Origin of the sequence: Streptomyces sp. NPDC096046, from assembly GCF_040303285.1 — a bacterium.
Lineage (GTDB): Bacteria > Actinomycetota > Actinomycetes > Streptomycetales > Streptomycetaceae > Streptomyces.
In genome coordinates, this window is the sequence record NZ_JBEOSZ010000061.1 from 1 (window position 1) to 24,380 (window position 24,380).

General features: G+C 68.7%; 17 protein-coding genes and 4 pseudogenes. 8 read left to right on the forward strand and 13 right to left on the reverse strand.

What is annotated here, in order from left to right; genetic code table 11:
• Nucleotides 1-70: 70 nt before the first annotated feature.
• The 6 genes from ABTX62_RS33730 to ABTX62_RS33755 form a co-directional block, all read right to left on the reverse strand.
• Nucleotides 71-1,240 carry an amidohydrolase family protein gene (locus tag ABTX62_RS33730; RefSeq protein ID WP_352119741.1) on the reverse strand — a complete coding sequence of 390 codons (1,170 nt, stop codon included), beginning with the start codon at nucleotides 1,238-1,240 and terminating at the stop codon, nucleotides 71-73.
• Nucleotides 1,204-2,388: an XdhC family protein gene (locus ABTX62_RS33735; protein WP_352119742.1), complete on the reverse strand. Its 1,185-nt coding sequence runs from the start codon at nucleotides 2,386-2,388 to the stop codon at nucleotides 1,204-1,206. The genes ABTX62_RS33730 and ABTX62_RS33735 overlap by 37 nt, the downstream gene beginning before the upstream one ends.
• Before the next feature lie 154 nt (nucleotides 2,389-2,542).
• Nucleotides 2,543-4,732: a xanthine dehydrogenase family protein molybdopterin-binding subunit gene (locus ABTX62_RS33740; protein ID WP_352119743.1), complete on the reverse strand. Its 2,190-nt coding sequence runs from the start codon at nucleotides 4,730-4,732 to the stop codon at nucleotides 2,543-2,545.
• The gene (locus ABTX62_RS33745) at nucleotides 4,729-5,709 is read right to left on the reverse strand and encodes an FAD binding domain-containing protein (RefSeq protein WP_352119744.1); all 981 of its coding nucleotides are present in this window, start codon (nucleotides 5,707-5,709) and stop codon (nucleotides 4,729-4,731) included. The genes ABTX62_RS33740 and ABTX62_RS33745 overlap by 4 nt, the downstream gene beginning before the upstream one ends.
• A gap of 12 nt (nucleotides 5,710-5,721) precedes the next feature.
• Nucleotides 5,722-6,360 carry a (2Fe-2S)-binding protein gene (locus ABTX62_RS33750; RefSeq protein WP_352119745.1) on the reverse strand — a complete coding sequence of 213 codons (639 nt, stop codon included), beginning with the start codon at nucleotides 6,358-6,360 and terminating at the stop codon, nucleotides 5,722-5,724.
• Nucleotides 6,361-6,535: 175 nt separating this feature from the next.
• Nucleotides 6,536-7,321: an SDR family NAD(P)-dependent oxidoreductase gene (locus ABTX62_RS33755; protein WP_352119746.1), complete on the reverse strand. Its 786-nt coding sequence runs from the start codon at nucleotides 7,319-7,321 to the stop codon at nucleotides 6,536-6,538.
• 86 nt (nucleotides 7,322-7,407) lie between these two features.
• On the opposite strand from ABTX62_RS33755, the gene ABTX62_RS33760 reads away from it, so the two are divergent.
• Nucleotides 7,408-7,857, forward strand: coding sequence for a MarR family winged helix-turn-helix transcriptional regulator (locus ABTX62_RS33760; RefSeq protein WP_352119747.1), 450 nt, complete (start codon nucleotides 7,408-7,410; stop codon nucleotides 7,855-7,857).
• A gap of 394 nt (nucleotides 7,858-8,251) precedes the next feature.
• Entirely contained in the window at nucleotides 8,252-8,506 is a 255-nt protein-coding gene (locus ABTX62_RS33765; RefSeq protein WP_352119748.1) for a hypothetical protein, read from the forward strand.
• A gap of 477 nt (nucleotides 8,507-8,983) precedes the next feature.
• Here ABTX62_RS33765 and ABTX62_RS33770 read toward each other — a convergent pair.
• Nucleotides 8,984-9,990 (reverse strand): annotated as a pseudogene (locus tag ABTX62_RS33770) (hydroxyacid dehydrogenase).
• A gap of 13 nt (nucleotides 9,991-10,003) precedes the next feature.
• Nucleotides 10,004-11,032 (reverse strand): LacI family DNA-binding transcriptional regulator, encoded by a 1,029-nt coding sequence (locus ABTX62_RS33775; RefSeq protein WP_352119749.1) that lies wholly within the window; start codon nucleotides 11,030-11,032, stop codon nucleotides 10,004-10,006.
• A 250-nt stretch (nucleotides 11,033-11,282) separates the two neighbouring features.
• Between ABTX62_RS33775 and ABTX62_RS33780 the strand changes: the two genes are divergently transcribed.
• The 6 genes from ABTX62_RS33780 to ABTX62_RS33805 all read left to right on the forward strand — a co-directional run bounded on the left by ABTX62_RS33780 (nucleotide 11,283) and on the right by ABTX62_RS33805 (nucleotide 18,073).
• On the forward strand, nucleotides 11,283-11,663 hold the full coding sequence (locus tag ABTX62_RS33780; RefSeq protein ID WP_352119750.1) for a poly(ethylene terephthalate) hydrolase family protein: 381 nt from the start codon (nucleotides 11,283-11,285) through the stop codon (nucleotides 11,661-11,663).
• 39 nt (nucleotides 11,664-11,702) lie between these two features.
• Nucleotides 11,703-14,087: a beta-galactosidase gene (locus ABTX62_RS33785; RefSeq protein WP_352119751.1), complete on the forward strand. Its 2,385-nt coding sequence runs from the start codon at nucleotides 11,703-11,705 to the stop codon at nucleotides 14,085-14,087.
• A 419-nt stretch (nucleotides 14,088-14,506) separates the two neighbouring features.
• Entirely contained in the window at nucleotides 14,507-14,725 is a 219-nt protein-coding gene (locus tag ABTX62_RS33790; protein WP_352119752.1) for a hypothetical protein, read from the forward strand.
• A gap of 77 nt (nucleotides 14,726-14,802) precedes the next feature.
• Nucleotides 14,803-16,224, forward strand: coding sequence for an ABC transporter substrate-binding protein (locus tag ABTX62_RS33795; protein WP_352119753.1), 1,422 nt, complete (start codon nucleotides 14,803-14,805; stop codon nucleotides 16,222-16,224).
• Nucleotides 16,224-17,177: a carbohydrate ABC transporter permease gene (locus tag ABTX62_RS33800; RefSeq protein ID WP_352119754.1), complete on the forward strand. Its 954-nt coding sequence runs from the start codon at nucleotides 16,224-16,226 to the stop codon at nucleotides 17,175-17,177. Before ABTX62_RS33795 ends, ABTX62_RS33800 begins: the two co-directional genes overlap by 1 nt.
• Entirely contained in the window at nucleotides 17,174-18,073 is a 900-nt protein-coding gene (locus tag ABTX62_RS33805; protein WP_352119755.1) for a carbohydrate ABC transporter permease, read from the forward strand. The genes ABTX62_RS33800 and ABTX62_RS33805 overlap by 4 nt, the downstream gene beginning before the upstream one ends.
• Before the next feature lie 187 nt (nucleotides 18,074-18,260).
• Here ABTX62_RS33805 and ABTX62_RS33810 read toward each other — a convergent pair.
• The 5 genes and pseudogenes from ABTX62_RS33810 to ABTX62_RS33830 all read right to left on the reverse strand — a co-directional run.
• A pseudogene (locus ABTX62_RS33810) lies at nucleotides 18,261-19,661 on the reverse strand (family 43 glycosylhydrolase); the annotation flags it as partial.
• Nucleotides 19,662-19,702: 41 nt separating this feature from the next.
• Nucleotides 19,703-21,493: a glycoside hydrolase family 30 beta sandwich domain-containing protein gene (locus ABTX62_RS33815; protein ID WP_352119756.1), complete on the reverse strand. Its 1,791-nt coding sequence runs from the start codon at nucleotides 21,491-21,493 to the stop codon at nucleotides 19,703-19,705.
• Nucleotides 21,494-21,500: 7 nt separating this feature from the next.
• A pseudogene (locus ABTX62_RS33820) lies at nucleotides 21,501-22,460 on the reverse strand (glycoside hydrolase family 62 protein); the annotation flags it as partial.
• A 21-nt stretch (nucleotides 22,461-22,481) separates the two neighbouring features.
• A pseudogene (locus ABTX62_RS33825) lies at nucleotides 22,482-22,934 on the reverse strand (carbohydrate-binding protein); the annotation flags it as partial.
• A gap of 5 nt (nucleotides 22,935-22,939) precedes the next feature.
• Nucleotides 22,940-24,373, reverse strand: coding sequence for a family 43 glycosylhydrolase (locus ABTX62_RS33830; RefSeq protein WP_352119757.1), 1,434 nt, complete (start codon nucleotides 24,371-24,373; stop codon nucleotides 22,940-22,942).
• Nucleotides 24,374-24,380 lie beyond the last annotated feature (7 nt).

Below are 24,380 nucleotides of genomic sequence, written 5' to 3' on the forward strand. Positions count from 1 at the left end.
TCGACGATGTTGCCCGCGAGCGTCACCGCGAGTCGGCTCGCGGTGACAGGACCCGGCGTGCGGTCGTGGTTCAGTGCCGACTCAGCCGGGGTATGCGTGCACGCAGTTTCGGGAACTGGGCGAGGGCGTTGGTCCGTTCGAGAGCGATCCCCTGGTGGGGGCTGTAGACGCTGTCGACGGGCGGTTCGGGATCGCCCGCCCGCGGGTCCGGCAGACGTCCCTCGAGGAACGGCATCTTCTCCACATTGTCGGCCTCGAAGAGGTCGTGGACGGCCGGCCAGTCGCTGCCGAACATGATGTGGTCGGCCGGCACGAGCGACGCCAGTGGCAGCAACTGGGCGGCGGTGAACGCCTGCGCGTCGTCGAAGTACAGCTGCGAGATGTAGTCGAGGGGGCCTTCGGGCAGTACGGAGTTGAACGGCGGGAAGAACGCGTGCAGCGTCGCGAGCCGGTACGACAAGAACGGCAGCGTCCCGCCGCAGTGCGTGAAGTGCCAGCGGGTGTTCGGGTAGTCCCGCAGGACACCGTTGTAGATCAGGCTCGTCATCGCGCGCGTCGCGTCGAAGGTGTACTCGTAGACGAAGTTCAGTGCCGGAATGTCGGGGCCGTAGCGCAGCTTCGGGGCCGGATTCACCTCCGGACCCGTCGGGTGGACGTAGACATAGGCGCCGTGGTGGTCGAGGACCTCGTACAGCGGAGCCAACGAGGGATCGCCCAGGTAGCGGCCCTGGTAGTTGGTGAGCAGACAGATGCCGTCGAGGTCCAGCTCACCGAGCGCGCGGTCCACCTCGGCCATCGCGCCCTCGATGTCCGGCATCGGGGTGACCGCGAAGGCCCCGAACCGGTCACCACGGGTGCGCACGAGGTCGTGGGCGTAGTCGTTGACCGCGCGGGCGGTGACACGGCGGTCGTCGACCGTGCCGACGGTGAGCTGGAGGTCGCCGAACGACAGGACGCTCGCCTGGATCCGGTACCGATCCATGAACGCCAGGTGCGCATCCAGCGACCAGGGGCCCACATAGGCCAGGGTGTCGGCGAGGCGGCCGTGGCGCTCGAGGTAGTCGTAGTACACGTCGGGGAAGTAGTGCGCGTGGGTGTCGATGCGCCAGTTGCCCTTCGGCAACCCTCGGCCGGACGGTGCCGCGGCAGCGGCCGGCACCGCACCCACCGCCGCGACGAGGGCCGCGCTCGATGTCGCCTCGATCAGTCTTCGACGTGAGGTGCTCCGTACAGGGTCCATGTCTGGGGTTCCTCTTCTCGCAGGCCCGTCGTCGTCCGGACGGCTTGGTGGATGGGGCCGGGGACTCGGGACGGGGGCAGGCCGGTGCCGTTGTGGTTGTGGGCGATGATCTCGGCGGTGACGGAGATCGCTGTCTCCTCGGGGGTGTGGGCGCCGAGGTCGAGGCCGATGGGTGAGTGCAGGCGGGCGAGGTGCTCTTCGGACACGCCGCTCTCCCGCAGGCGTTCCAGGCGGTGCTCGTGGGTACGGCGTGAGCCCATCGCGCCGACATAGCCGACCGGCAGGCTCAGCGCCAGGCGGAGCAGAGGGACGTCGAACTTGGCGTCGTGCGTGAGGGCACAGATCGCGGTACGCCCGTCCACCTCGGTGCGCTCCAGGTAGCGGTGCGGCCAGTCGGCGACGACCTCGTCGGCGTGCGGGAAGCGGGCCGGCGTGGCGAAGACGGGACGGGCGTCGCAGACGGTGACGCGGTAGCCGAGGAACTGCCCGGCCCGGCTGAGGGCGCCCGCGAAGTCGACCGCGCCGAAGATCAGCAGGCGGGGACGGGACGCATGGGTGTGGACGAGGACCGACAGGCGCTCGGGGCAGGTGTCGGAGTCGCCGCCCACCTCGACACGGCGGGTGCGGCCGGCCCTCAGCTGCGCACGGGCTTGCGCTGCGACAACCTGATCCGTGTTCCTGTCGCCCATCGTTCCGCGGTGAGCACCCGCCCCCTCGGGGACATGGAGGGTGCGGCCGATGAAGTCGTCCGGGCCGACCACCACCTGAGCCACAGCGACGGGCCGGCCCTGTACGACCGCGTCGAGGGCGTCGATGAGATGCGGCTCGGCGGCGGGCTCGACCCGCTGCACCAGGACGTCGATCTCGCCGCCACAGGTCAAACCGACGGCGAAGGCGTCGTCGTCGGAGTAACCGAACCGGGCGCGGGCGGAACTGCCGCGGTCCTTGAGTACCTGGACGCACAGCTCGTAGACGGCTCCCTCCACACAGCCGCCGGAGATGCTGCCGACCATGTGGCCCTCCGTGTCGACGGCGAGGGCGGTACCGGGTGGCAGGGGTGCGCTGCCGCTGACGTCGACGACGGTGGCGAGGGCGAAGGGACGGGCCTCGCGGCACCAGTCGTACAGCGTGTCCGCGATGTTGAGCATGGGCGTTCGCTCCGGGGATGGGGGCTTGAGGGCCGCCGCCGCACTGTGGCAGGACAGGGTGCGACGGCGGCCTGGTGTCCGGCGGTGGACCGTCGTCGACCGCCGGACGCTGGGGGAGCCCGGGTGACCGGTGGCGACGCGGCCACCCGGGAGTTCAGAGCAGGGCCTCGGGTTTGATCGGCAGTTCGCGGATTCGGCGGCCTGTGGCGTTGAAGACCGCGTTGGCGATGGCGGGCGCCACTCCGACGAGCACGATCTCACCGAGTCCCTTGACGCCGATCGGGTCGGCTTTGTAGTCCTCTCCCTCGATGTAGATCGCTTTCAGTTCGGGGATGTCGGCATGGGTGGGCACGAGGTAGTCGGCGAGGTTGGCGTTGACGATCCGGCCGTCGCGGTGGTCGGTGACCGTGTGTTCAAGGAGGGCCTGGCCGATACCGCCGGTCATGGCGCCGAGGGCCTGGCTGTCGGCGAGCGCGGGGCTGATGATCCGGCCGGCGTCGTACACGCCGACCATGCGCCGCACCCGTACCAGGCCGAGGCGGGCGTCGACGGCCACTTCGGCGAAGGCCGCGGCGTAGGCGTAGAAGGAGAACTTCTCCGATTCCGGCGCCCCGGCGTACGAGCCCATCGCTTCGAGGTGGGTGCGGTTGTTGCGGGCCAGGAGCCGCTGGTACGTCTCCCCGCGCGCGGGGTCGTCCGTCACGTGCAGTCGGCCTCCTCGTACGACGATGTCGGCGGGGTCGACGCCGTGCAGCGGTGACTCCTCGTCCCCGACGGCGAGTTCGATCGCCTGCCGCCGCAGTTCGTCGCAGCCGTCCTGGACGGAGGATCCGACACTGGCCATGGTCTGCGAACCGAAGTGGCCGGCGGCCGGAGGCAGACGGGAGTCGCCGAGCCGGAAGGTCACCCGGCGCATGGGCAGGCCGAGGGCGTCGGCGGCGAGCTGCGTCATGGACGTGGCGGTGCCGGCACCCATGTCGGCGGTCGCGGCCTGGAGCAGGGCGGTGCCGTCGGCGTCGAGCCGGACGGATGTCTGGGACTCGGAGCGTGCGGTGTCGTAGACGCCGGCCGCCATGCCCATACCGATGAGCCAGTCGCCCTCGCGCCTCGAGCGGGGCTTGGGCCTGCGCCGCTGCCAGCCGAACTCGCGGGCGCCCACGCGGTAGCACTCGCGCAGGCGGCGCGTGGAGAACGGCAGATTGGTGGACTCGTCGTCGGCGGGCTCGTTGCGCAGCCGCAGCTCGATGGGGTCGAGTCCCAGTTCGTGGGCGAGCTCGTCCATCGCCGACTCAACGGGGAAGGCACCGCTGGAGTAGCCGGGGCCGCGCATCCACGTCGGTGTGTTCACGTCCAGCGGTACGTGCCGGTACGCCTGGCGGACGTTGGGGGTGCTGTAGAGCATCCGGCCGGGGACCAGCACGTCTTCTATGTGTGTCTCGTATTTGGAGGTCTCGGCGCGCACGTCGTGCGCCGACGCCACGAGACGCCCCCGGCGGTTGCTGCCCAGGCTCAGTTCGTACTCGTACGCGGGCCGGTATCCCACGCCGAAGTACAACTGCCCACGGGTGAGGGCGAGTTTGACGGGGCGCTGCACCTCGCGTGCGGCCACGGCGGCGATGACGGAATGCGGCCAGGTGCTGAAGGCGTTGCCGAAGGCCCCGCCGAGGAACGGAGAGATGACGTGGACGTCGTCCGGTGGCATGCCGAGCGCGCCGGACATGCCGAAAGCGGCGAACTGCGTCGCTTGGCTCTTCTCCCAGAGGGTGAGCTTGTCGCCGTCCCAGCGGGCGACGAGGCCGGCCGCTTCCATGGCGTTGTGGTGGTTGCGGGCCGTCCGGTACGTCATCTGCAGCCGGACGGCGGCCGAGTCCAGGGCTTCGTCGGCGTCGCCGCGCGCATAGGTCTCGGGCTCGCCGGCGGGGTCGGCGGCGGCCAGATCGGTGGCGGGATGCTGGGCGTCGTAGGAGACCTTCACCAGGCTCGCGGCGTGCTGTGCGGTCTCCAGTGTGTTGGCCACCACGACCGCGACGGGCTGTCCGAAGAACCGGATGCGGTCGTCCTGGAAGGGTTGCAGCGGCTTGCCCGGCGGCAACTGCCCTTCGACGGGCGGGAGTTCGGGCGCGTTGAGGTGGCTGATCACCTTCAGCACGCCCTTCTCGGCTTCGGCGGCGCGGGTGTCGATGCCGGTGATGCGGCCGCGGCCGACGCTGCTGTCGACGATGACCGCGTGCACGACCCCGTCGGGGTTGTTGTCGGCGGCGTACTTCGCCTGCCCGGTGACCCTCAGTCGGGCGTCGACTCGGGGGACCGCCGCTCCGACGGCTGCCTGTGGCTGCGGGCTCACTTGCCACCTCCTACGACACGCAGTTGACGCTCGACGGTCCGCTTGAGCAACTCGACCTTGAAACGGTTGTGTTCGAGGGGGCGGGCCCCGTCGGCCGCCCGCTCGGCGGCCTTGGCCCACAAGGCGTTCGACGGCCGCTGTCCGATGAGCTCCCGCTCGACGGCGGGCAGTTTCCAGGGGACGGTGCCCACGCCTCCGGCGGCCACCTTGGCTTCGCGGATCACGCCACGTCGGAGGTGCAGGGCGACGGCCGCGGAGGTGAGCGCGAACTCGTAGGACTGCCGGTCGCGGACCTTCAGGTAGCCGGACTCCAGCGGGCGTGGGTAGGGCGGCATCCCCACTGCGGTAATCAACTCGCCGGGGCGCAGGGCCTGTTCGCGGTTAGGTGTGCTGCCCGGCTTGAGGTGGAAGTCGGCGAAGGGCACGGTCCGCTCCCCCGCTGGGCCAAGCAGGTGGACGGTCACCTCCAGTGCGGCGAAGGCGACGGCGGCGTCGGAGGGGTGGGTGGCCACGCAGTCGTCGGTGGTGCCCAGGATCGCGTGGCTGCGGTTGTAGCCGTGCAGCGCGGCGCAGCCCGATCCGGGTTCACGCTTGTTGCATGGGGCGGTCACGTCACGGAAGTACGTGCACCGGGTGCGCTGCATGATGTTGCCGCCGATGGTGGCCATGTTGCGCAGTTGGGGCGACGCACTCAGTTCCAGCGCCTGCGAGACGACGGGGTGCAGGGCACGCACCTTGGGGTGGGCGGCGGCTTCGGTCATGGTCACCAGGGCGCCGATGCGCAGGCCCCCGCCCTTGGTGGCGGCGACCTCGCGCAGGGGCAGGGCACTGATGTCGACCAGCGAGCCGGGGTGTTCGACGGTCTCCCGCATCAGGTCGACCAGGGTGGTGCCGCCGGCGATGTAACGCCCGCCGCGCCGACCGGCGTTGAGGGCTTCGCGCGTGTCCACGGCCTTGGTGTAGGTGAAGGGATGCATGGGTATCGGCCCTCACTTCCGGCCCGCGGTCTGCTGGACCGCGCGCTCGATCTTCACGTAGCAGCCGCAGCGGCAGATGTTGCCGCTCATCCACTCCCGGATCTCCTCCGCCGAGCCGGCGTGCCCCTCCTGGACGCAGACGACACCGGACATGATCTGCCCCGGGGTGCAGTAGCCGCACTGGAAGGCGTCCTGGTCGATAAACGCCTGCTGCAGCGGGTGGAGCCGGTCACCCTTGGCCAGGCCCTCGATGGTGGTGACCTCGGCGCCGTCCAACCGAACCGCCAGGGTCAGGCAGGAGTTGACGCGGCGCCCGTCGACGAGGACGGTACAGGCGCCGCAGGCCCCGGCGTTGCAGCCCTTCTTGGAACCGGTCAGGTCCAGGCGCTCGCGCAGCAGGTCGAGGAGCGAGGTGCGGTTGTCGATCGTGACGGTGTGCCGGACACCGTTGACCGTCAGGGAGACGCGGCTGCCGTGCGGCGCCTCGGCGGCGACCGCTTCCCCGGAGCCGGGCAGGGGCGCCGCGACCAGACCGCCGGCCAGGGCGGTCCCTCCGACCACCGTGGTCGTCGCGATGAACGTACGCCGGGTCGGTGCAGAGCCGGATTCGGCGGGGGGAGACACGGCTGGGTCGGGAAGTTCGGTGGACATGCCCACTCCTCGGTGCGGGGTACGAATGGTCCTGCTGATCGGCGCGAACCTGGCGGGGCGGGGCGTACAGGGCGTCTCCTGCCGCACCCTCGCCCCGCCCCCGAGCCGGACGCCGACCCGCGGGTGCGCCCGCCTCCCTCGGCTGTCGCGGCAAGGGCAGTACGGGGACTGCTGCTCAGGCGACGGGCAGGTGCCCGTAACGGGCGGCCGGGGAAGAATGGTTGCCGGCCAGCAGGGCGGATTCGGCGGTCAGGAGGGCATCGAGCGCGGCAGCCTGGTCCTCCAGACCAGGGACGCAGACGGACTCCCCCAGGCGGACGCCGGCGAGACTGGCGTGTGCCACACCCTCGGCCGTCATGGCGGAGGGGTAGCCATGGCCGTAGCCGCCGTGGAACTCCGTCGCCACCACCCCCGGGCACACCACCTGGGCATGGACGCCGGTGCCGGCGAGTTCGTGTGTGAGCGTCCGCGTGAAAGCGACCGTGGCGGCCTTCGCGCCCGCGTACAGGGTGCGCGGTATCGGCATCTCCTGGCCGGCACTGAAGGCCAGCAGGGAGGCGAGGGTGATGACGGTGCCCTCACCGGCGGCCAGCATCCCGGGCAGAGCGGCCCGCACCAGACGCATGGGGCCGACGGCGTTGAGTGTGAGGAGACGGTCGATCTCGGCGGCGTCGATGTCGGGGAGCGGTGCGAAGCCGCCGACTCCGGCGTTGCAGATCAGCAGTCGGACGTCTCCGGCAGCCAGGCGGTGGCTCACGGCGTCGAGGCCGTCGTGCGTACTGAGGTCGGCGGGCAGAACATCGACGGCGGCACCTGCTTCGCGCAGTTCGGCGGCCAGCTCGTTCAGCCGGTCCACCCGCCGGGCCACCAGGACGAAGTCGCAGTCGGACGCCAGGAGCCGGGCATAGGCAGCGCCGATGCCGGACGAGGCGCCAGTGATCAGAGCAAGAGTTCGGGACATGCGCCCAGCATTAACCAAGCACCTGTCTAGAATCAAGCGTTTGATATCAAGTGATTGATGCACCTGCATTCCCGTATCCTCCTCGCGTGACCACGGATGACGAGAAGACGCCTGGTGGCGACGCCGGAGCCCTCTGGGCCCTGCGCAGGGCGGAACTCGCCGTGCAGGCGCTCAAGGGACAGCGACTGCGCACCCTGGACATGGCGCCCGCCCACTACTCCCTGCTGTTCTGCATCCATGACGAACCCGGCCTCACAGGCGCGGAGGCCGCCCGCCGCCTGAACGTCACCCCTCAGGCCGTGGCATCGCTGGTGACGCGACTGGAGGGACGCGGCCAGCTGGAGCGCCGACAGCACGCCCTGCACCGCCACGTACAGGAGCTCCACCTCACCGACGCCGGCCGTGAGGCTTTCGGCTCCGCCAGTCGCGTCGTCGCGGACATCGAGCGCCGCGTCGTCGAGCGGCTGGGCTCGGACGGCACTGCGCAACTCATCGCCTTGCTTGGGCAGGTGGTCGAGGCGGTCCGGGAACCGTAGGGCACCGCCATGGTCGGGTCAGCGGCACCCGGCGGTGTCGTCGGCGATCGTCGACGCGTGGCGGGCGGCGCGGACGGCCGTGTCGGCGTCACGCCGAGCCAGGAGGGGCCGGACACGCCGGGGTGCGGGTGGGCCGAGGGTGTCGACGTTCGCCACACATCGAGGGCGGCGGCCCGGATCCACAGCGCGGACGCCGGATCGGGAAGGTCAGGCTGAGCCCAGGAGGGCGGGGTCTGCGCGACACGGCGACCCCGTTGCACTAACCGTGAGTTAGTGCTTTCCTTCAGAAGGCACGCGGTTGGGCTTTCAATCTCTGGCGCATTTCTTGCCTGCTCCTTGAGGAGAGCGCACCGCGATCCCCACCATCCATGCCCGCAGGGCACTCGTCGCTTTCATGGCCTCCGCCACCCTGCTGGGCGCCATCGGCGTACCCGCCGTCGCTGCGCCGTCCGCCGCTCCCGTCGGACACTACGGTTATGGCACCCATTCCGGCTATGGCGACTTCGCCCGCCTCAGTTACCAGAAGGCCGTTACCGTACGCGTCCTCAAGGGCCTGTTCGAGCGGGGCGACACCGGGGTCGTCGATCGCCACGTCCGCCCAGACCTCATCCAGCACAACCCGCTCGCGCCCGACGGCGCCAAGGCGTAGAAGAAGCCCGGTTCGGACCTCAAGCAGCGGTTCCCGGACTCCAGGTACGACATCAAGCGGGTGATATCCGAGGGGGACCTGGTGCTCGTCCACTCGAACGTCGCCATGACGCCGGGCGAACGGGACCAGCCAGCGCCAGCTCACCAGGTTGCCGTCGCCGGACCGGACGCTGACCGCCCCGCGGTCCAGGTTCTCCAGCAGCGGTGCCGCGGCCGTGCTGCCGGAGGACTCCGGCTCCGCGGCGCCAAAGAGGGCGACCAGAGCACTTGCGGTCAGTGCACCTGCGGCGAACGTACTGGGCACCACCTTGCCCGTCTGCGATGCGGCAGCGGTGGGGGGTGTGCGGGTGACATGCGTCCTCCGGGTTGTCGACGGTGGTAGTTGGCCGGTAGTGGCCACCGCGCTCCGCACAGGTTGCCGTCCGGAAAAATCTCCGCGAATGTCACCGGACCGTGCGGCAGACCCGGCGCGGCCGCGTCACGCCGTGCGGTCGAGGTGAGCGACCTCGACACGCTGGGCGAGGGGTGCACCCATGCGCAGCCGTTCGGCTTCGGCCACGACGGCGGCTCCCAGGCGCCGCAGTTCATTGCCCTGGGATCCGGCGATGTGCGGGGTCAGGATGACGTTGGGCAGATCGAAGAGCGGGGAGTCCACCGGCAGCGGCTCGGGGTCGGTCACGTCGAGCACGGCCCTGATACGACCGGTGGCGAGCTCGCGTACCAGTGCCTCGGTGTCCACGAGGCTGCCGCGGGCGGTATTGATCAGCGCCGACCCGTCCGGCAGCAGCGCCAGCCGGCCCGCGTCGATCATGTGCCGCGTCTCGGGCGTGGCCGGGGCGTGTACCGAAACGATCGAGCTGTCCGCGAGCAGGTCTTCCAGCCCCGACTTCCGTACCCCGAGACTCCGCGCGGCTGCCGCGTCGACATACGGGTCGTAGAGAACGACGTCGAAGTCGAACGGCCGCAGCAGTTCGATCACGCGTCGCCCGACGGCGGAAGCGCCGATGAGCCCGACGCGGCGCCCCATGTTGCCGATGTCCGAGCGGGCCAGGTCCGGGAGCCGGTGCCAGGCCGCACGGCGGTCCTCCTGCGCCGCGAAGACGCCCTTGCCCAGCAGCAGGATCACGCGAGGGTGTACTCGGCCACCGGCAGCGCGTTCTGCGCGGCGGCCGACGATACGGTGAGCCCGCGCGCTCTGCCCTCGGGCGGAAGCAGCCGCTTCACCGTCCCGCCGGTGTGCAGGACGGTGTGCAGCCGCGGCAGGGCATCGAGCGCGCGGCAGTCAAGGGGCGGGCATCCCCAGCCCGTCACCAGCACCTCCACTCGGGCCAGTCGGGAGCGCAGCGCGGGATCGCCGAAATCGGTGACTACGCCCGCGGGGTCGATGTCGAGCAGCTCCCGCAGCCGGGCCAGCAGGTCCGGCGGGAAGAGCTGGGGCAGATTCGGTGCATCCATGGCGAACATGGCAGTGGGACGCCGGCTCATCGGGTGAACCCTTCTAGTCCGGGCCTGAGGCTTCGCCCACGTTGGGGCAGACCGAGTCGCGGACGACGATGTGCGTGCCCAGCAGGACGTGCTCGGAGGCCCCGGGTGTCTCGCTCTTCAGCGCGAGCCGCACGGCGGTGCGCCCCAGCTCCTCGTGCGGGATGTGAACGGTGGTGAGGTCGATGTCGGCGGCCGGGGGGAGGTCGTCGAATCCGACCATCGACACATCCTCCGGAATGCGCAGCCCGCGCTCTCGCAGCGCCTCGCGCGCGCCCGCGGCGATCAGGTCGTTGCTGGCGAAGAGGGCGGTGAAGTCCCGCGGCCCTGCGTCGAGTCGCTCGCGCATCATGCGGTAGCCCTCGCGCCGCACCATTCTCGCGCCGTCGACCTCCAGCCCGGGATCATGCGGTACGCCGTGCGCGGCCAGGGCGGCACGGTAACCGGCGACCCGGCTCTCCGGCGTCGTGTACCCGGACCGCCGGCCGAGGAACAGGATGCGCTTGTGGCCCGCCGAGAGCAGGTGGCTGGTAGCGGCGAACGCGCCCCCGGTGTTGTCGTACTCGACCACGATGGCCGGTACGTCGGGGCCCAGCGGCGGGCGGCCGCACAGCACCAGCTGCGAGCCGGCCGCGGCCAGTGCGCGGGCATAGCCGGCCATGCGCTCGCGGTAGGCCTCGTCGGGGTTGATGTTCCCCACGAGAATGACCGCTTCGGCGTGCTCTTCGCGCATCAACTGGATCGCGGCCAACTCGCGTTCGAGATCTCCGCCGGTGGTGGCGACAATGCAGAGTCGGCCCGCACGCGCGGCCTCCTCGTGCACCCCCTGCGCCACATGTGCGTAGTGCGGGGAGATGACGGAATTGACCACGATGGCCACGCTCTTGGGCCGCACGCCCGCGAGTCCCCGGGCGTGGGCGTTGGCCACGTAGTCGAGTTCGCGCACGGCCCGCATGACCTTGCTCCGCGTGGCAGGGGCGTTGGGGTACGTACCGGAGAGGATGCGCGAGACGGTGGCGACCGAGACGCCGGCATGTCTGGCCACGTCCTTGATCGTCGCAGGGCGGGGCTTTCCGTCGCCGGAAGCGGTCCGACGCGGCATCCGACCTCCCCGCATCCCGTTTTACTGCCTCGGCGTGTTAACCGTTTGAACTCGATGATGAGCCGATCGATGTGACACGTCAAGCACGAGAGAGGCGGGAACACACCACTCTTGACATGCCCTCCTCACAGTGCTTGCATCGCACCCTGTGTAAACGGTTCAACATGCGCTGATACTCCGCACGTATACGAGCATGAGCAGCTCCCATGGAGCACAGCTGGCCGACACCCCCGGCTCCTACGTCCAGCTCTCCAGCGGCAGCCACGCCTTCCCCACGTCGTGGAACATATCCGTCACGCGCCTGGCGATCCCCTGGCTGAAGATCTTCATCGATCACGACAACCGCTATACCCAGTTCCTCTGTCCGGACCTGGCCGACACCGACGACATCTCCCGGTACGAGAACACCTGCCCCTACGAGCCCACAGAAGCACGGCCGCATTCAACGGCATGGCGCGGCGCCTGGGACGCCGAAAACAAGTCCTGGAACCTGGACAGCGACCTGTCGGGGTCTGCCCTGCAACGCGCCGGCACCAGATCTCGGCGCAGGACACGCCGAATTCCTTTTCGATGAACCTACTTCCCGAGCCGCCCCCTGCAGGAGGCACCTGCCATGCTGTCGCTGCGCGCCCAAGAATTGTCCGCTCCCCTCACCGGCCATCTTGCGATGGGCAGCCCGCACGGGCCACCCGTGCCCCTGACCGTGGACAGCAGACGCGTGCTGCGGGCGGGCCGGCCGTGGATTCCGGTGATGGGCGAATTCCACTTCAGCCGGTACCCCGCCGCCGAATGGCGCGAGGAGCTGCTGAAGATGCGAGCCGGCGGCATCAACCTGGTGGCGACGTACCTCTTCTGGAACCAGCACGAGGAGCAGCGGGGGGCCTACCGCTTTGACGGCGACCTCGACATCCGCCGGTTCGTCGAACTCTGCGCGGAGCTGGGACTGTCAGTAGCCGTGCGCATCGGGCCCTGGTCACACGGGGAATGCCGGAACGGCGGCTTCCCCGATTGGCTGGCCGGCACAGAATGCGTCCCGCGCACGGACGACCCCGCGTACCTGGCGCTTGTCAGGCCCTACTTCGCCGGCATAGCCCACGAGCTGCGCGGTCTGTGGCACCGCGACGGCGGCCCGGTGATCGCCGTACAGGTCGAGAACGAGCTGTACGACCAGCCCGGGCACCTCGCGACGCTGCGGCGTCTGGCCGAGGAAGCCGGGGCCGACGCCCCCCTGTGGACGGCCACCGCCTGGGGCGGGGCCCGCATACCCCCGGACGTGCTGCTGCCGCTGTACGGCGGCTATCCGGAGGCGTTCTGGGAGGACGCCCACCCGGGGTGGGCGCGGGAGATGCGCCGCCATTACTTCTTCACCCCGGTCCGCGACGACCATGCCATCGGGGCCGATCTCCGCAACGCGGCGCCCGCCGGCGGCCCGGACGACCGCCGCTATCCGTACGCCACCTGCGAGCTCGGCGGCGGCATGGCCATCGCCTACCACCGGCGGCCGCTGGTGCCCGAGCGGGACGTCACGGCGCTGGCGCTGACCAAGATCGGCAGCGGTTCGGTGTGGCAGGGCTACTACCTCTACCACGGCTGCTCGCAGCGGCTGGAGCACGGCGTTCCCAACCAGGAGTCGCACGCCACCGGTTATCCCAACGACCTGCCCTCGGTCACGTACGACTTCCAGGCGCCGCTCGGCGAATACGGCCAGGTCCGGCCCGCCTACCACGCGCTGCGCCGGCAGCATCTCCTCCTCCAGGACGCCGGCGCCGAGCTGGCGGACATGCCGCTGTCGCTGCCCGATGCCGGGCCCGGCGGCCTCGACGACCGCACGACCCTGCGCTGGGCAGTACGCTCGCGCGGCGACACGGGCTTCCTCTTCGTCAACAACCACCAGCCACACGAGCCGCTGCCGGACCACGAGGACGTGCGCTTCGCCGTCAAGCTGACCGGCGGCACGGTGACCCTGCCCGAGGAGCCGGTGACCGTGCCCTCCGGCGCCCACTTCGTCTGGCCGCTGGGATACGAGCTGGGCCCCGGCGTGCGCCTGAACTGGGCGGCCGCGCAGCCCCTCACCCGCCTGGAGATCGACGGCACACCCACCGCCGTACTGGCGGCCACCGAGGGTGTCACGCCGCGGCTGCACCTGCCCGCCGGTACGCGGGTCGAGGGGCCGGACACGACGGTGCGGGTACGGGAGGCGGCCGACGGTACGCTGGTGACCGTGCCCGGCCCCGGCACCGGCGCGCTGACGGTCCACGGACCGCACGGCCCGGTCCGCGTGCTGGTGCTCTCCGCCGAGCAGGGGCGGCAAGTCAGCCGCGTCCGTATCTGGGGATGCGACCGGCTGGTGCTCTGCGACGACCTGGTGCTCGCCGACGGCGAGGAACTGCGCGTGCACACGGCCGCCGCCCCGGACATCGCCCTCCTCCCCGCGCCGCCCGGGCTGACCGGCACCACCGCAGGACCCGGCGTCCGGGACGGCGCGTTCACCCGCTGGACCCTGAGCCCGCCCGCGTCTGTGCCCCCGCCCGCCGTCACGTGCGTGCGGTCCGAGGCCGTCGCCGCCCCGGCCCGTACCGGCGGCTCCCACGGCCGGGCCTCCGCACCGCTGGACGCCGACTTCGAACGGGCCGGTGTCCATCACATCGCCGTCCTGCCCGAGGTCTTCGACGAGAGCGAGGAGGCGGGTGAGGTCCTGCTGCGCATCCAGTACACCGGCGACGTGGCCCGGGCCTACATCGGCGGCAAGCTCATCGCCGACCACTTCTGGTACGGCCCGGTCTGGGAGATCGGGCTGCGGCGCTTCGCCGCCGAGGCCGTCCGGCACGGGATCGAGCTCCGGATCCTCCCGGCGGCCCGCGAGAGCCGCATCTATGTGGACCCCACAGCGCGCGACGGCCTGGACGCTGCCCGCGCCCGGACGTCCGTGGACGCCGTGTCGCTCCTGCCGCTGCGGCGGCTCACACTTCGCGCACCGCGGGGATCCGGCCATGACTGACCGCATCCCGGTCAGCCGCAGCGCCATGCTTGACGTACGACCCGCGGCCACCGACATCGTGACCCGCATGATGGCCCAGGCGTTGGCCGACGGCGACACTCCGGACCTGGCGGGCATCGTCATCGACCAGTTCCCCCGCGACGGTCCCAGGCGTTCGCCGGGCACCTGTTCACCGACCCGACCGAGACCGTGCGGCCTTTCGGGGACGACCTCCTCAAGCTCGCGTCCCCAGGTGCGGCCCTTGAGCGGGTACCCCACAGCTACGACGCCGCCGCGGCCGAGCCGTGGTCAATCCGGTGGTTGCACGCCATCGGTGATGAGCTCCCCGACCTCCTTGCCGCCATAGGCCTCAGGTTGCCGCGGCGAGGGCCCTGATCGCCGACCCGGTGCGTGCTTCGCGTTCGTAGAGGACATCTGTGATGACCTGGCGCACGACAAGACGGGCGAGTCTCACCGCAGCCGCCGACACAGCGTGGCACCTGCTCACGCTTCTCCGCCCGGTTCCGCGCGATGAGCTGCTCTGCCGCTCCTCCCGTCACTTCACCGCCGGCAACGGGATCACATCGGTCGCCGCCACGGCGCTGCTGTACGGGGCCGGCCAACAGGCAAGCAGTCGAAAGTTTAACCGTTTGTATTGACAGTATTCGGGCTCAGGGCTAGCTTCCGAGTCCCCACATGTTAAAGCGTTTCAACATGCCCTTCGAGTGGAGTGCTCGTGCCCCAGCTTCCCCGCCGCACCCAGCTGATCGGCGCCGCTCCGGCCGGCGCCGTGAGCCAGTTCCCCAGGCCGCCGGCAGGCCAACGCATCAGTCGGCGTCGCTTCCTCACCAGTTCGGCGCTTGCGGCCGGTGGCGCGTTATCAGTGCCGCTGCTCGGAGCCTGCAACGCCGGCACGGAGTCCGGGGACGGCAAGACCGTCCTGACCGTCATGTACATGGCCAACGAACTGACGAAGGAGCAGATCTCCGACTTCGAGGCCAAGAACCCCGATATCAAGATCAGGTTTATTGCGCACGACGGCACCCGGCTCAACGCGATGCTCGCCTCGAACGAGCCGCCGGACTTCGTGCGCGGGCCGGCCGTCGGCAGCGCGCGGACCAATGCACAGGGGTTGGCCACCGAACTGGACCAGTACCTGGACAAGAGCAGCGTGTTGAACAAGGAAAGCCTGCTGCCTGTCAACGACAGCTTCCGGTGGGACGGCAAGCAGATCGGCAGTGGCCCGTACTACGGGCTCGTCAAGGACTGGAGCCAGGACGCGACGCTCTGGTACAACCGGGCGCTGTTCGAAGAGGCCAAGATCGAGCCGCTGAGCACGACCGAGCCGATCTCCTACGACGAGCTGCTGGAGATCGGGAAGAAGCTGACCAAGAAGAGCGGCGGCAAGACTCAGGTCTACGGCCTCGGCCTGGAATGGGCATGGAACCTGTACGCGCCGCTCTCGATGATGATTCTCCAGCAGGGCGGCGAGGTCTACAGCTCGGACCTGACCGAGACCGATATGACCACGCCGCAGGCCCTGCGAGCGCTGAAGTGGTACGTCGACTTCGCCAAGGCCGGCGTCGGTCCCACCTCCCTCGACCCGGCGCCGGACGGCGCAGACCTGTCGCTGTTCCTCGCCAAGCGGATGGCGATCACCCAAGACGGTTACTGGTACGGCGGCAATTTCGTCGAAGAGCCCGACGAGATCAAGAACAACATCGCGATGGCGCCTGCGCCGGTGATGGGCGACAAGCGGATCAGTCCGACGTACGCGGGCTGGGGCGCCTACATCCCCGCGAAGGCCAAGCACAAGGACGAGGCCTGGAAGCTCATGGAGTACTTCATGGCCGGGAAGCCGTCGGAGGACCGGGCCAAGAGCGGCTGGGGCATTCCGGCCTTGAAGTCGCAGCTGGAGATGATGCCTCAGGAGCTGCCGTACCAGAAGCAGGTCTATCAGACGCAGCAGGCCGAGTTGGAGTACGCCGGGCAACTGCCCGACTCTCCCTACATCGGCGGCGCCACCGCATGGGACCCCGTACTCAACAAGCACCTTCTGCGGGCCATCAAGGACGAGGTCACCGTCGAGGCCGCAGGCAAGGCGATCACCGATGAGATCAACAAGCTCTTGCAGCAAGGCAAGGACCAGATCGGCTAATGACCGCCATAACAACGAAAGGGACCCGGCGACGCAGGAAAGGCTGGCAGCGGTATTCCAGCCGGACGTTCTACCTGTTCGCCTCGCCGTGGCTGCTCGGCTTCGCACTGCTCACGGCGCTACCGCTCGGCTACGCGTTGGCGATCAGCTTTACCAACTTCGACGGTCGCAGCCCACGTTGGCGCTGGGTGGGCTTGCGCAACTACACCGAGCTCTTTGGCGACGCGGATGTCCTCGCCAGCATGGTCCGCACCCTCGCGTTCACTGCGATCGCGGTGCCGATCATGGTGGCCGGCGGGCTCGGTCTGGCGGTGCTGCTCAACCAGCGGCTGAAGGCGGTCGGCCTGTTCCGGGCGATCTTCTTCCTGCCATCGGTCGTCCCGATGGTTGCCGCGGCCATCATGTGGAAGCTGATCTTCAACCGGGACGTCGGCATCCTCAACGAGATTCTCGATGTGATCAGCATCCCTCCGGTCACCTGGCTGGTCGACCCGAACGCGTTCTACGCGCTGGTCATCCTCATCCTGTGGGGACTCGGCGGCGGGATGGTGATCATGCTTGCCGCCCTGCAGGGCGTGCCGGCTGAACTGGAAGAGGCGGCGATCATCGACGGCGCCAACCGCTGGCAGGTGTTCCGGAACGTCACCGTTCCGATGATCTCGCCGGTCATCTTCTTCCAGGTGGTGACCGGCGTCATCTTCACCTTCCAGATCGTCATTCAGCCGCTGTTGCTGTCGCAGACGCGCGAGGTCGGCCAGGTGACTCACGTGCCGGAGAGCACCCACCTGTTCATGGTGCAGGTGTACGAGGAGTACTTCGCCAACAATCGCTACGGTTACGCCTCCGCGATGCTGTGGGTGTTCTTCCTGGTCATCCTGGTCGTCACGCTCATCGTGCTGCGGTCCAGCCGGCTGTGGGTGCATTACGAGGTCGACAGCGAGGCTGACCGATGACGCAGACCACCGCGGCCACGCCGCCCGCCGTCAGCACACCGCCGACTGCCCGGAGCCGGCGTCGGCGCCCACGCCGTCGGGGCAACGCGGCGCGCACCTACCTGATCCTGATGGCGCTCGCGGTGCTGTTCGCCGGCCCATTCGTGTGGCTTGTGCTTGCCGCGTTGAAGACCAAGGCGGAATGGGTGACGATCCCGGCGAACATCCTGCCGGAGAATCCACAGTGGGGGAACTTCAAGCAGGCCTTCACCGAGATCAACTTCCTGGCGTACCTGGGGAATTCGGCGTTCCTGTCGTTCGTGTTCGCGACTCTTGTGACGTTGTCCAGTGCGGCGGTCGGGTTTGCCTTCGCCCGCCTGCGTGGGCGCGGCAAACGCCCGCTGTTCGTGTTGGTGCTGTCCACCATGATGCTGCCGCAGATCCTCACCCTGATCCCGACGTACGTGCTGTTCGCCAGGATGGGACTGGTCAACACGTACTGGCCATGGGTGATGTGGGGCCTCGCGGCGTCGCCCTTCCTGGTGTTCTTGTTCCGCCAGTTCTTCGCCGCCATCCCCGCCTCACTGGAGGAGGCGGCGATCATCGACGGGTGCGGGTACGGCCGGATCTTCGTGCAGATCTTCCTGCCGCTGTCCCGGCCCGTGCTGTTGACTTCTTTTGTGCTCTCGTTCACCTGGACCTGGGGCGATTGGATCGCCCCGGCCCTGTTCCTCGATCCCGACCAGACCACACTGTCGGTCGCTATCGCCTCGTTGTACGTCGACCCTCATGGCAACCCCGACGCCACGGTGCAGGCGGCCGCCGCCACCCTGTACGTGGTACCCGTCCTGGTGATCTTCCTGTTCGCTCAGCGCTACTTCATCCGCGGCGTCGTCAGTTCGGGCTTGAAGGGATAAACCTCGATACGCCTGGTTCTGGCGGTCGCGGACGGCGCGACCGTCTGATCCACCGCATCCGCCGTGAACGCGACCGCGGCCCATGCCACGGCCGCCGCAAAGGCTTCACCGAGTCCGAAGACGCCCGCCTGCTGGACACTGCCCACCCGGCCTCACGCCGTCATACCCCCGCTGATGAAGATCCCTGTATCGGGTCGACGCCGTCAATGGTCGGCACGACCGGTCGGATGCTGCCATCGGCATTGAAGTACAGGCGGTCGATCATGGTTTCGCGGTGGGTGCCGTCGCCGTTCGGGATGGCGAAGCGGTGGTAGGCGATGTACCACTGGTCGGTGCCGGGGGCCTGGACGACCGAGTGGTGACCGGTGGCCTTGATGCCTTGGCTCAGGTCCTTCTGGAGGATCGTCCCTACGCGGTTGCTCCAGGGCCCGGTCGGTGAGGAGCCGGTGGCGTAGGCGACCCGGTAGTCCTCTGAGCGGGTGTCGTTCTCCGACCACATGAAGTAGTACGTGTTGCCGCGCCTGGCGACGAAGCTGCCCTCGTTGTAGTTCGCCGGCCGGTAGGTGCGCACCTGCGAGGAGTTGAACGAGACCATGTCGCTGTTCAGCGGCACCTGGTGCGAGGAGCCCTGGCCCCAGTACAGGTAGGACCTGCCGTCGGCGTCGGTGAATACGGCCGGGTCGATCATCTGGCCCGCATAGGAGCCGGCCGGCACGAGCGGCTTGCCGAGGGCGTCGCGGAACGGGCCGGTGGGTGAGTCGGCCACCGCCACACCCAGGTGCTTGCGGGTGTCGCCGCCGGCGCGACCGGCCGAGAAGTAGAAGTAGTACTTGCCGTTCCTCTCGGCTATGCCCGGGGCCCAGGCCGAGTTGTCCGCCCAGGCGATGTCGCTGTCGACGTCCAGGATCACGCCGTGGTCGGTCCAGTTGACCAGGTCCTCGGAGGAGAAGGCCCGGAACTGGGTGCCCGACCAGCCGGCGAAGCCGTCGGTGGTCGCGTAGAGGTAGTACGTGTCGCCGAACCGCACGATGTTGGGGTCGGCGAACAGTCCCGGGATCGCGGGGTTCGACACCGTGTTCAGCTCCCACTGCTGGTTGGTCCCGGTGCCGCAGGTCTGCTGCCGGAGGCGGGTGCCGTTGGCGGTCGAGGCGCCCGGGACCTCGAGGCATTTGCCGGAATGCCGCGCCATCAGCCGGGTGTGGCCGGCGCCGGTGTTCTCGATCTTCCACTGCTGGTTGGTCCTGGAGGAGCACGACCACTGGATGACCGCCGCGTTGTCGGTGGCAGAGGCACCCGAGACGTCCAGGCACTTGCCGGAGTGGCGGGCGGCGAGCTGCACATGCCCGTTATCGAGGTCGCGGATGCGCCACAGCTGATTCAGCCCGTCATTGCACGTGTACTGGCCGGCCTCGGCGCCGTCGGCCGTCGAGGCGCTGACGACGTCGGCGCACTTGCCCGAATGCCGGGCGATCAGCTCGACCGAGGTCCCGTCGGTCAGATGGTGGGCGGCCGCCGCCGGGGAGACGGTGGTGAGGGCCAACCCGAGGCCGAGTATGCCGGTGAGCGCCGTTCTGCCTGCCGTTCGCATGACAACTCCTGAAGGTGTGATCGGAGGAGTGCGGGTGCTGTTCAGCCCGGGGCGAGTTCGACGTAGTCGAGGTTGGGCAGACCGCCGGCGCCGGTGGGGTTGAAGCGGATGATGTTGCTGCCCTCGCCGACGTTGACGGTCAGCGTCTTCGAAATCCACCTGGCCCATGTGCCCGTGCCCTCGAACGACACCTGCTGGACTCGCGTGCCGTTGACGATGAGATCCGCGGGCCGGGCCGTCGTGGTGCCATGGGCGAACCTGACCGCGATGGTGGCGGTGCCCGCGCCGGCCGCGTTCACGGTGAACTGTGCATAGGCGTCGGCGGCGTTGTCACCGTTGCAGAATCCGGTGCCCGAATAGCCGGGCCAGTCGGCGTCGATGGTGCCGCTGCACACCGCCGGCGTCGACTCCGCCTCGTACCGCGAGGCGGAGTCGCTGCCCCGCACGACGTAGGTGACGGCCGACCGCGCCGGCACGGTTGCGGTGAAGGCACCGTCCGTCACCGCAAGCGCGGGCTGGGCCGTCATGCTGTTGCCGCCGTTCGTGAGGTACGGCGTCGCCGTGCCCCCGCCGATCCCGGTGTTCCGCAAGGAGAACGTGACCTCGTTGGCGGTCGTTGCCGCGTTGAGGGCGACCATGACCACGGTGCCGTCCGTGTTGCGGAAGGAGGACATGCGCAGATTCCTGTCCGATGTCGATGCTGCGATGCGGGTCGCGCCCGGACGAATGAACCGGCTGTAGTTGGCCATCGCCCATAGCCGCTTGGACACGCGGTAGGCATCGCCGTCGAGCTGGATGAAGCCGCGGGTGGCCCCGGTGGATGCGCCATACCAGTACACGTAGGCGTTGACGTTGCCACCGGTCAGCGCCGTGTGAATCTCATGGGCCACCCGGTATCCGTCGTAACCGCTGCCGTCGTCCCAGGCTTCGTTCCACGTGGTGCCGTCCGGTGACCACTCGGACATCCACGTGGGTTTCGATGTGGGCAGGGGTGTGCTCGGGTAGCTGCCGTACGAGTGACCCGTGTGCAGGTCGACCAGCCCGCGTGCTGTGCTGTCGGCCTCGATCGCATGGGTATAGGTCTTCTGCCCGTCCCAGCCGACCACATCGCAGCACGCCATCTTCAGCCCATTGGCGTCCGCGATCGGCCCGAGGACCCTGCTGAACTCCACCGCTTGCGCCGGCGTCAGCCGCATCGACGAATAGTCGGTGGTCCAGTTCGGCTCGTTGGTGAAACCCAGATCGGTGATGGCGATCCCTTCCTGGGCGTAGAACTTGGCGAACTGCACCAGATAATTCGCGTAGGCGCGCCGCCAGTCGCCACCGGCGCACGAAGCGCCCGACAGCCCGCACAGCGTGCCGCCGTTGGTGTCGCTGCCGTTGGTCTTCATGTAACCCGGCGCACTCCACGCGTCGGCGTAGAACCGGTTGACCCCGTAAGCCTTCGCCTGTTGCGCCAGCCAGACCTGGCCATCGTCGTTGCCGTTCCACACATAACGCGGTGTCGCGTTCGGACCACCGGGATTCACCGGCTGGATGGAGCCGCTGCCAGAGGCGATCCCCAGCCGCAGGATCGACAGCCCCGCACCGGTGGAACGCGACAACAGCAGGTCCAGGACCTCCTGTTGCTTCTGGGCCGACAGTCCCTGCGAGCCGCGCATGATTGCCGAACGGCCGAAGAATTCGGAGAAGCCAAAGCCATCGATCTTCTGGTATTCGGTCGAGCCGTTCACGGTCACCGTTGCGGCCGCCGGAGCCGGGGGTTCGATCGCGGCAGTGCCGGCGACAGCCGTTGTCATCGCGGCCACCACGGCGAACAGTCGACTTTTCATGGCACCCTCAGCAGGTCGAGTTCGTTTGGGTGAGCAGGCCGAGCCGCCACGGCAGCAGGCTGTACGGGTCGCCGGCATTCGGGTCTTTGCCCTGATACAGGTACCGCATCCCGCACGGGCTGATGGGCAGTGTCTGGTCGATGCCGTTGCGGATCATCTCGCCATGGCTGATGTCGCGCGTCCACGTCGTGCCGCTGAATGACACGTTCGCCGCGCCGGCGAACGGACTGGCCTCTGTCACGGCCAGCGCCGTCCACGGTCCGGTGATGGCCGGTGACGTCCACGAGCGGAAGTAGCGCTTGCCGCCGGAGCCGATGGCCTCGACTATCAGCAGGTATTGGGAGCTCGCCACACGGTATACGTTGGCCGCTTCCCACAGCGGATATCGAGCGCTGTCCTCCATGGCGATGACGGTGTTACCGAAGCCGTTGGGGAAGTTCGACAGTGACGTCTCCGACCGGTACAGGTGGCCGTTGTCGTCGGAGGAGAACAGGTGACATTTCGCGCTGTCGCAGATCACCCAGAAGTCGACCCAGTAGCCGTTGCCGATGTTGTCCCTGATGATCTGCGGCATCCCGTTGGCATAGAAGGGCTTCGGCGCGCTCCACGACCGCGGGTTGCTGATGTCGGACGTCGTCGAGTACGCCGCGTTCGATCCGGTCTGAAAGACGAGATACCACTTTTGCTGCGGCGCGAAGTAGAACACCTGGGGCGCCGCTTTGTAGCCGCCGCCGATCGCGGTCTGATCGAGGTAGTGCTGCGTGGCAGAATTCGCCTGCGACCAGTCGGTGAAGTTCAGATACACCATGCTGTATGCGCCACTTTGGTTGGTGGTCGTGGCGAAGACGTGATACCGGCCGTTGTGGTACACGACCGACGGATCCTTGAGTGCGCGGATGTTGTGCGTCGCATCGGATTTCGGCGAGATGAGTATCCCGCTGGAGCTCCACTGGAAACTGCCCGGAAGCCCGCCCCCGAGATTGAGGTCCAGATAGTCGATGTTGGGCAGCCCGGTGGCGGCAGCCGACCTGATACGGATGATGTGGTCTCCGGCGCTCACCGGCACCGTGAGCGTTTTCGTCGTCCAGGACGACCAGGAACCGGTGGGCTCGAACGAGACACTTTGGACGGTCGCGCCGTCGACCAGAACCTCTGCCGGGCGCGCGGTTGTTCCACCGTTGGCGAAGCGTATGCCGAGCGTGGCTGTGCCCGCCGTCGCCGCGCTCACGGCAAATTGTGCGTGCGCGCCGACGGCGTTGTCCGTGTTGCAGAAGCCGGTGCCGGAGAATTCGGACCAGTTCGCGTCGATGGTGCCAACGCAAGTGGCGGCGGCGCTCTCCGCCTCGTACCGCGCCGCCGCCGCGTGCGCCGAACTGCCCGGCACCGCAACGAGCGTACTGATGAGCAGGCATAAGCCCGCGATGGCAGACTTCAGTCGCATGACGGCTACTCCAGGTGGAAAGTGGCGTCCGCGCGGTCGGTGGCGGTGCTCAGCGGCTGGGCGTAGAGCGCGTAGCTGGAGTGGCGCAGGTAGCGGCCCGGGGTGCTGACGGACTCGAAGCTCACCGCGGCCGGGTCGGCCTGGCCTGCCCGCCGGGTGAAGCTCGCGCCGTTCTTGAACCCGGTCGTGCCGTCGCTCTTGTCCAGCCAGATCTCGTAGTTCCGGTTCCGCAGGTAATAGCCGGGATTGCTGGTTGACTCCAGCGACACCGTGCCGCTTCCGGCCAGCCCGGTGACCATACGGAACTGCGACTCGGCCAGGTTCGTCATATCCGCGTCGATCCGTCCGCGGAACGAGACCTGCCGGATGTAGCGGTCCGGGAAGTTGTACGACCTGAACCGGTACGGCGTCACCCCGTCCGGCACCGGGATGCCGAAGTTCGGTGTGCCGTCGGCGTTCCAGTACAGCTTCTGGATGCGGGTCCGCCGGTTCGGGTCGCCCAGCGGATCGCCGCTGATGTCGCGGTAGCTGCGGTCGTGGTAGACGAGGATGTCGCTCTGCCCGTCCTCGGAGACCGTGAACGAGTTGTGCCCCGGGCCGTACTGGCTCGTCGCGGCGTTGCTCCTGAATACCGGCTGCTGCCTCTTGCTCCATGACGCCGGGTTCATCAGGTTGGCGGTCACCGGAGCGGTCAGCATTCCCATGCAGTAGTTGCTGTCCGTGGCGCTGGCCGAGTAGGTCAGGAACACCCTGCCGTTGCGGATGAGCACCGACGGGGCTTCGTTGACCTTGTGCCCTTTCGTCTCCCACGACAGCGCCGGCACGCTCAGCCGTGCCGGGGTGCCGGAGATCGTCCACGGGTTGCTCATCGGCGCCAGGAAAAGGCTGCTGTTGTTGCCGGTCGTCGGGTCCTGCTGGGCCCAGGCCAGGTAGCGGGTGCCGTTGTACGCGAATGTGGTCGCGTCCAGGGAGAACGTGTCCGCGTGGGTGACGATGCGCCCCTTCTCGGTCCACGTGCCGGTGAACGGGTCGGCGCTGCTGTTCTCCAGCACCCACATCCGGATCCGCCAGACGTCGTTGCTGCGGCCCGCGGCGAAGTAGATGTACCACTTGCCGTTGATGAAGTGGATCTCCGGCGCCCAGATGTGGGCCCCCATGTCCCCGCTGGCGTGCTTGCGCCAGATCACCGACTCGCTCGCGCCGCCCAGCCCTTGCAGCGTCGATGCCCGGCGCAGGATGATCCGGTCGTACTCGGGCACCGTCGCGGTGCAGTAGTAGTAGCCGTCGGTGTGCCGGAAGATGTGCGGGTCGGCCCGCCGCGCGATCAGCGAGTTGGTGTACGTCACCGGCGGTGACGCCCATGCCGCTGATCCGGTCAGCAGGGTTGCCGTGGCCGCCGCGCCCAGTGCGGGGACGGCGAGGAAAGTACGTCTGCGCATCGGTCAC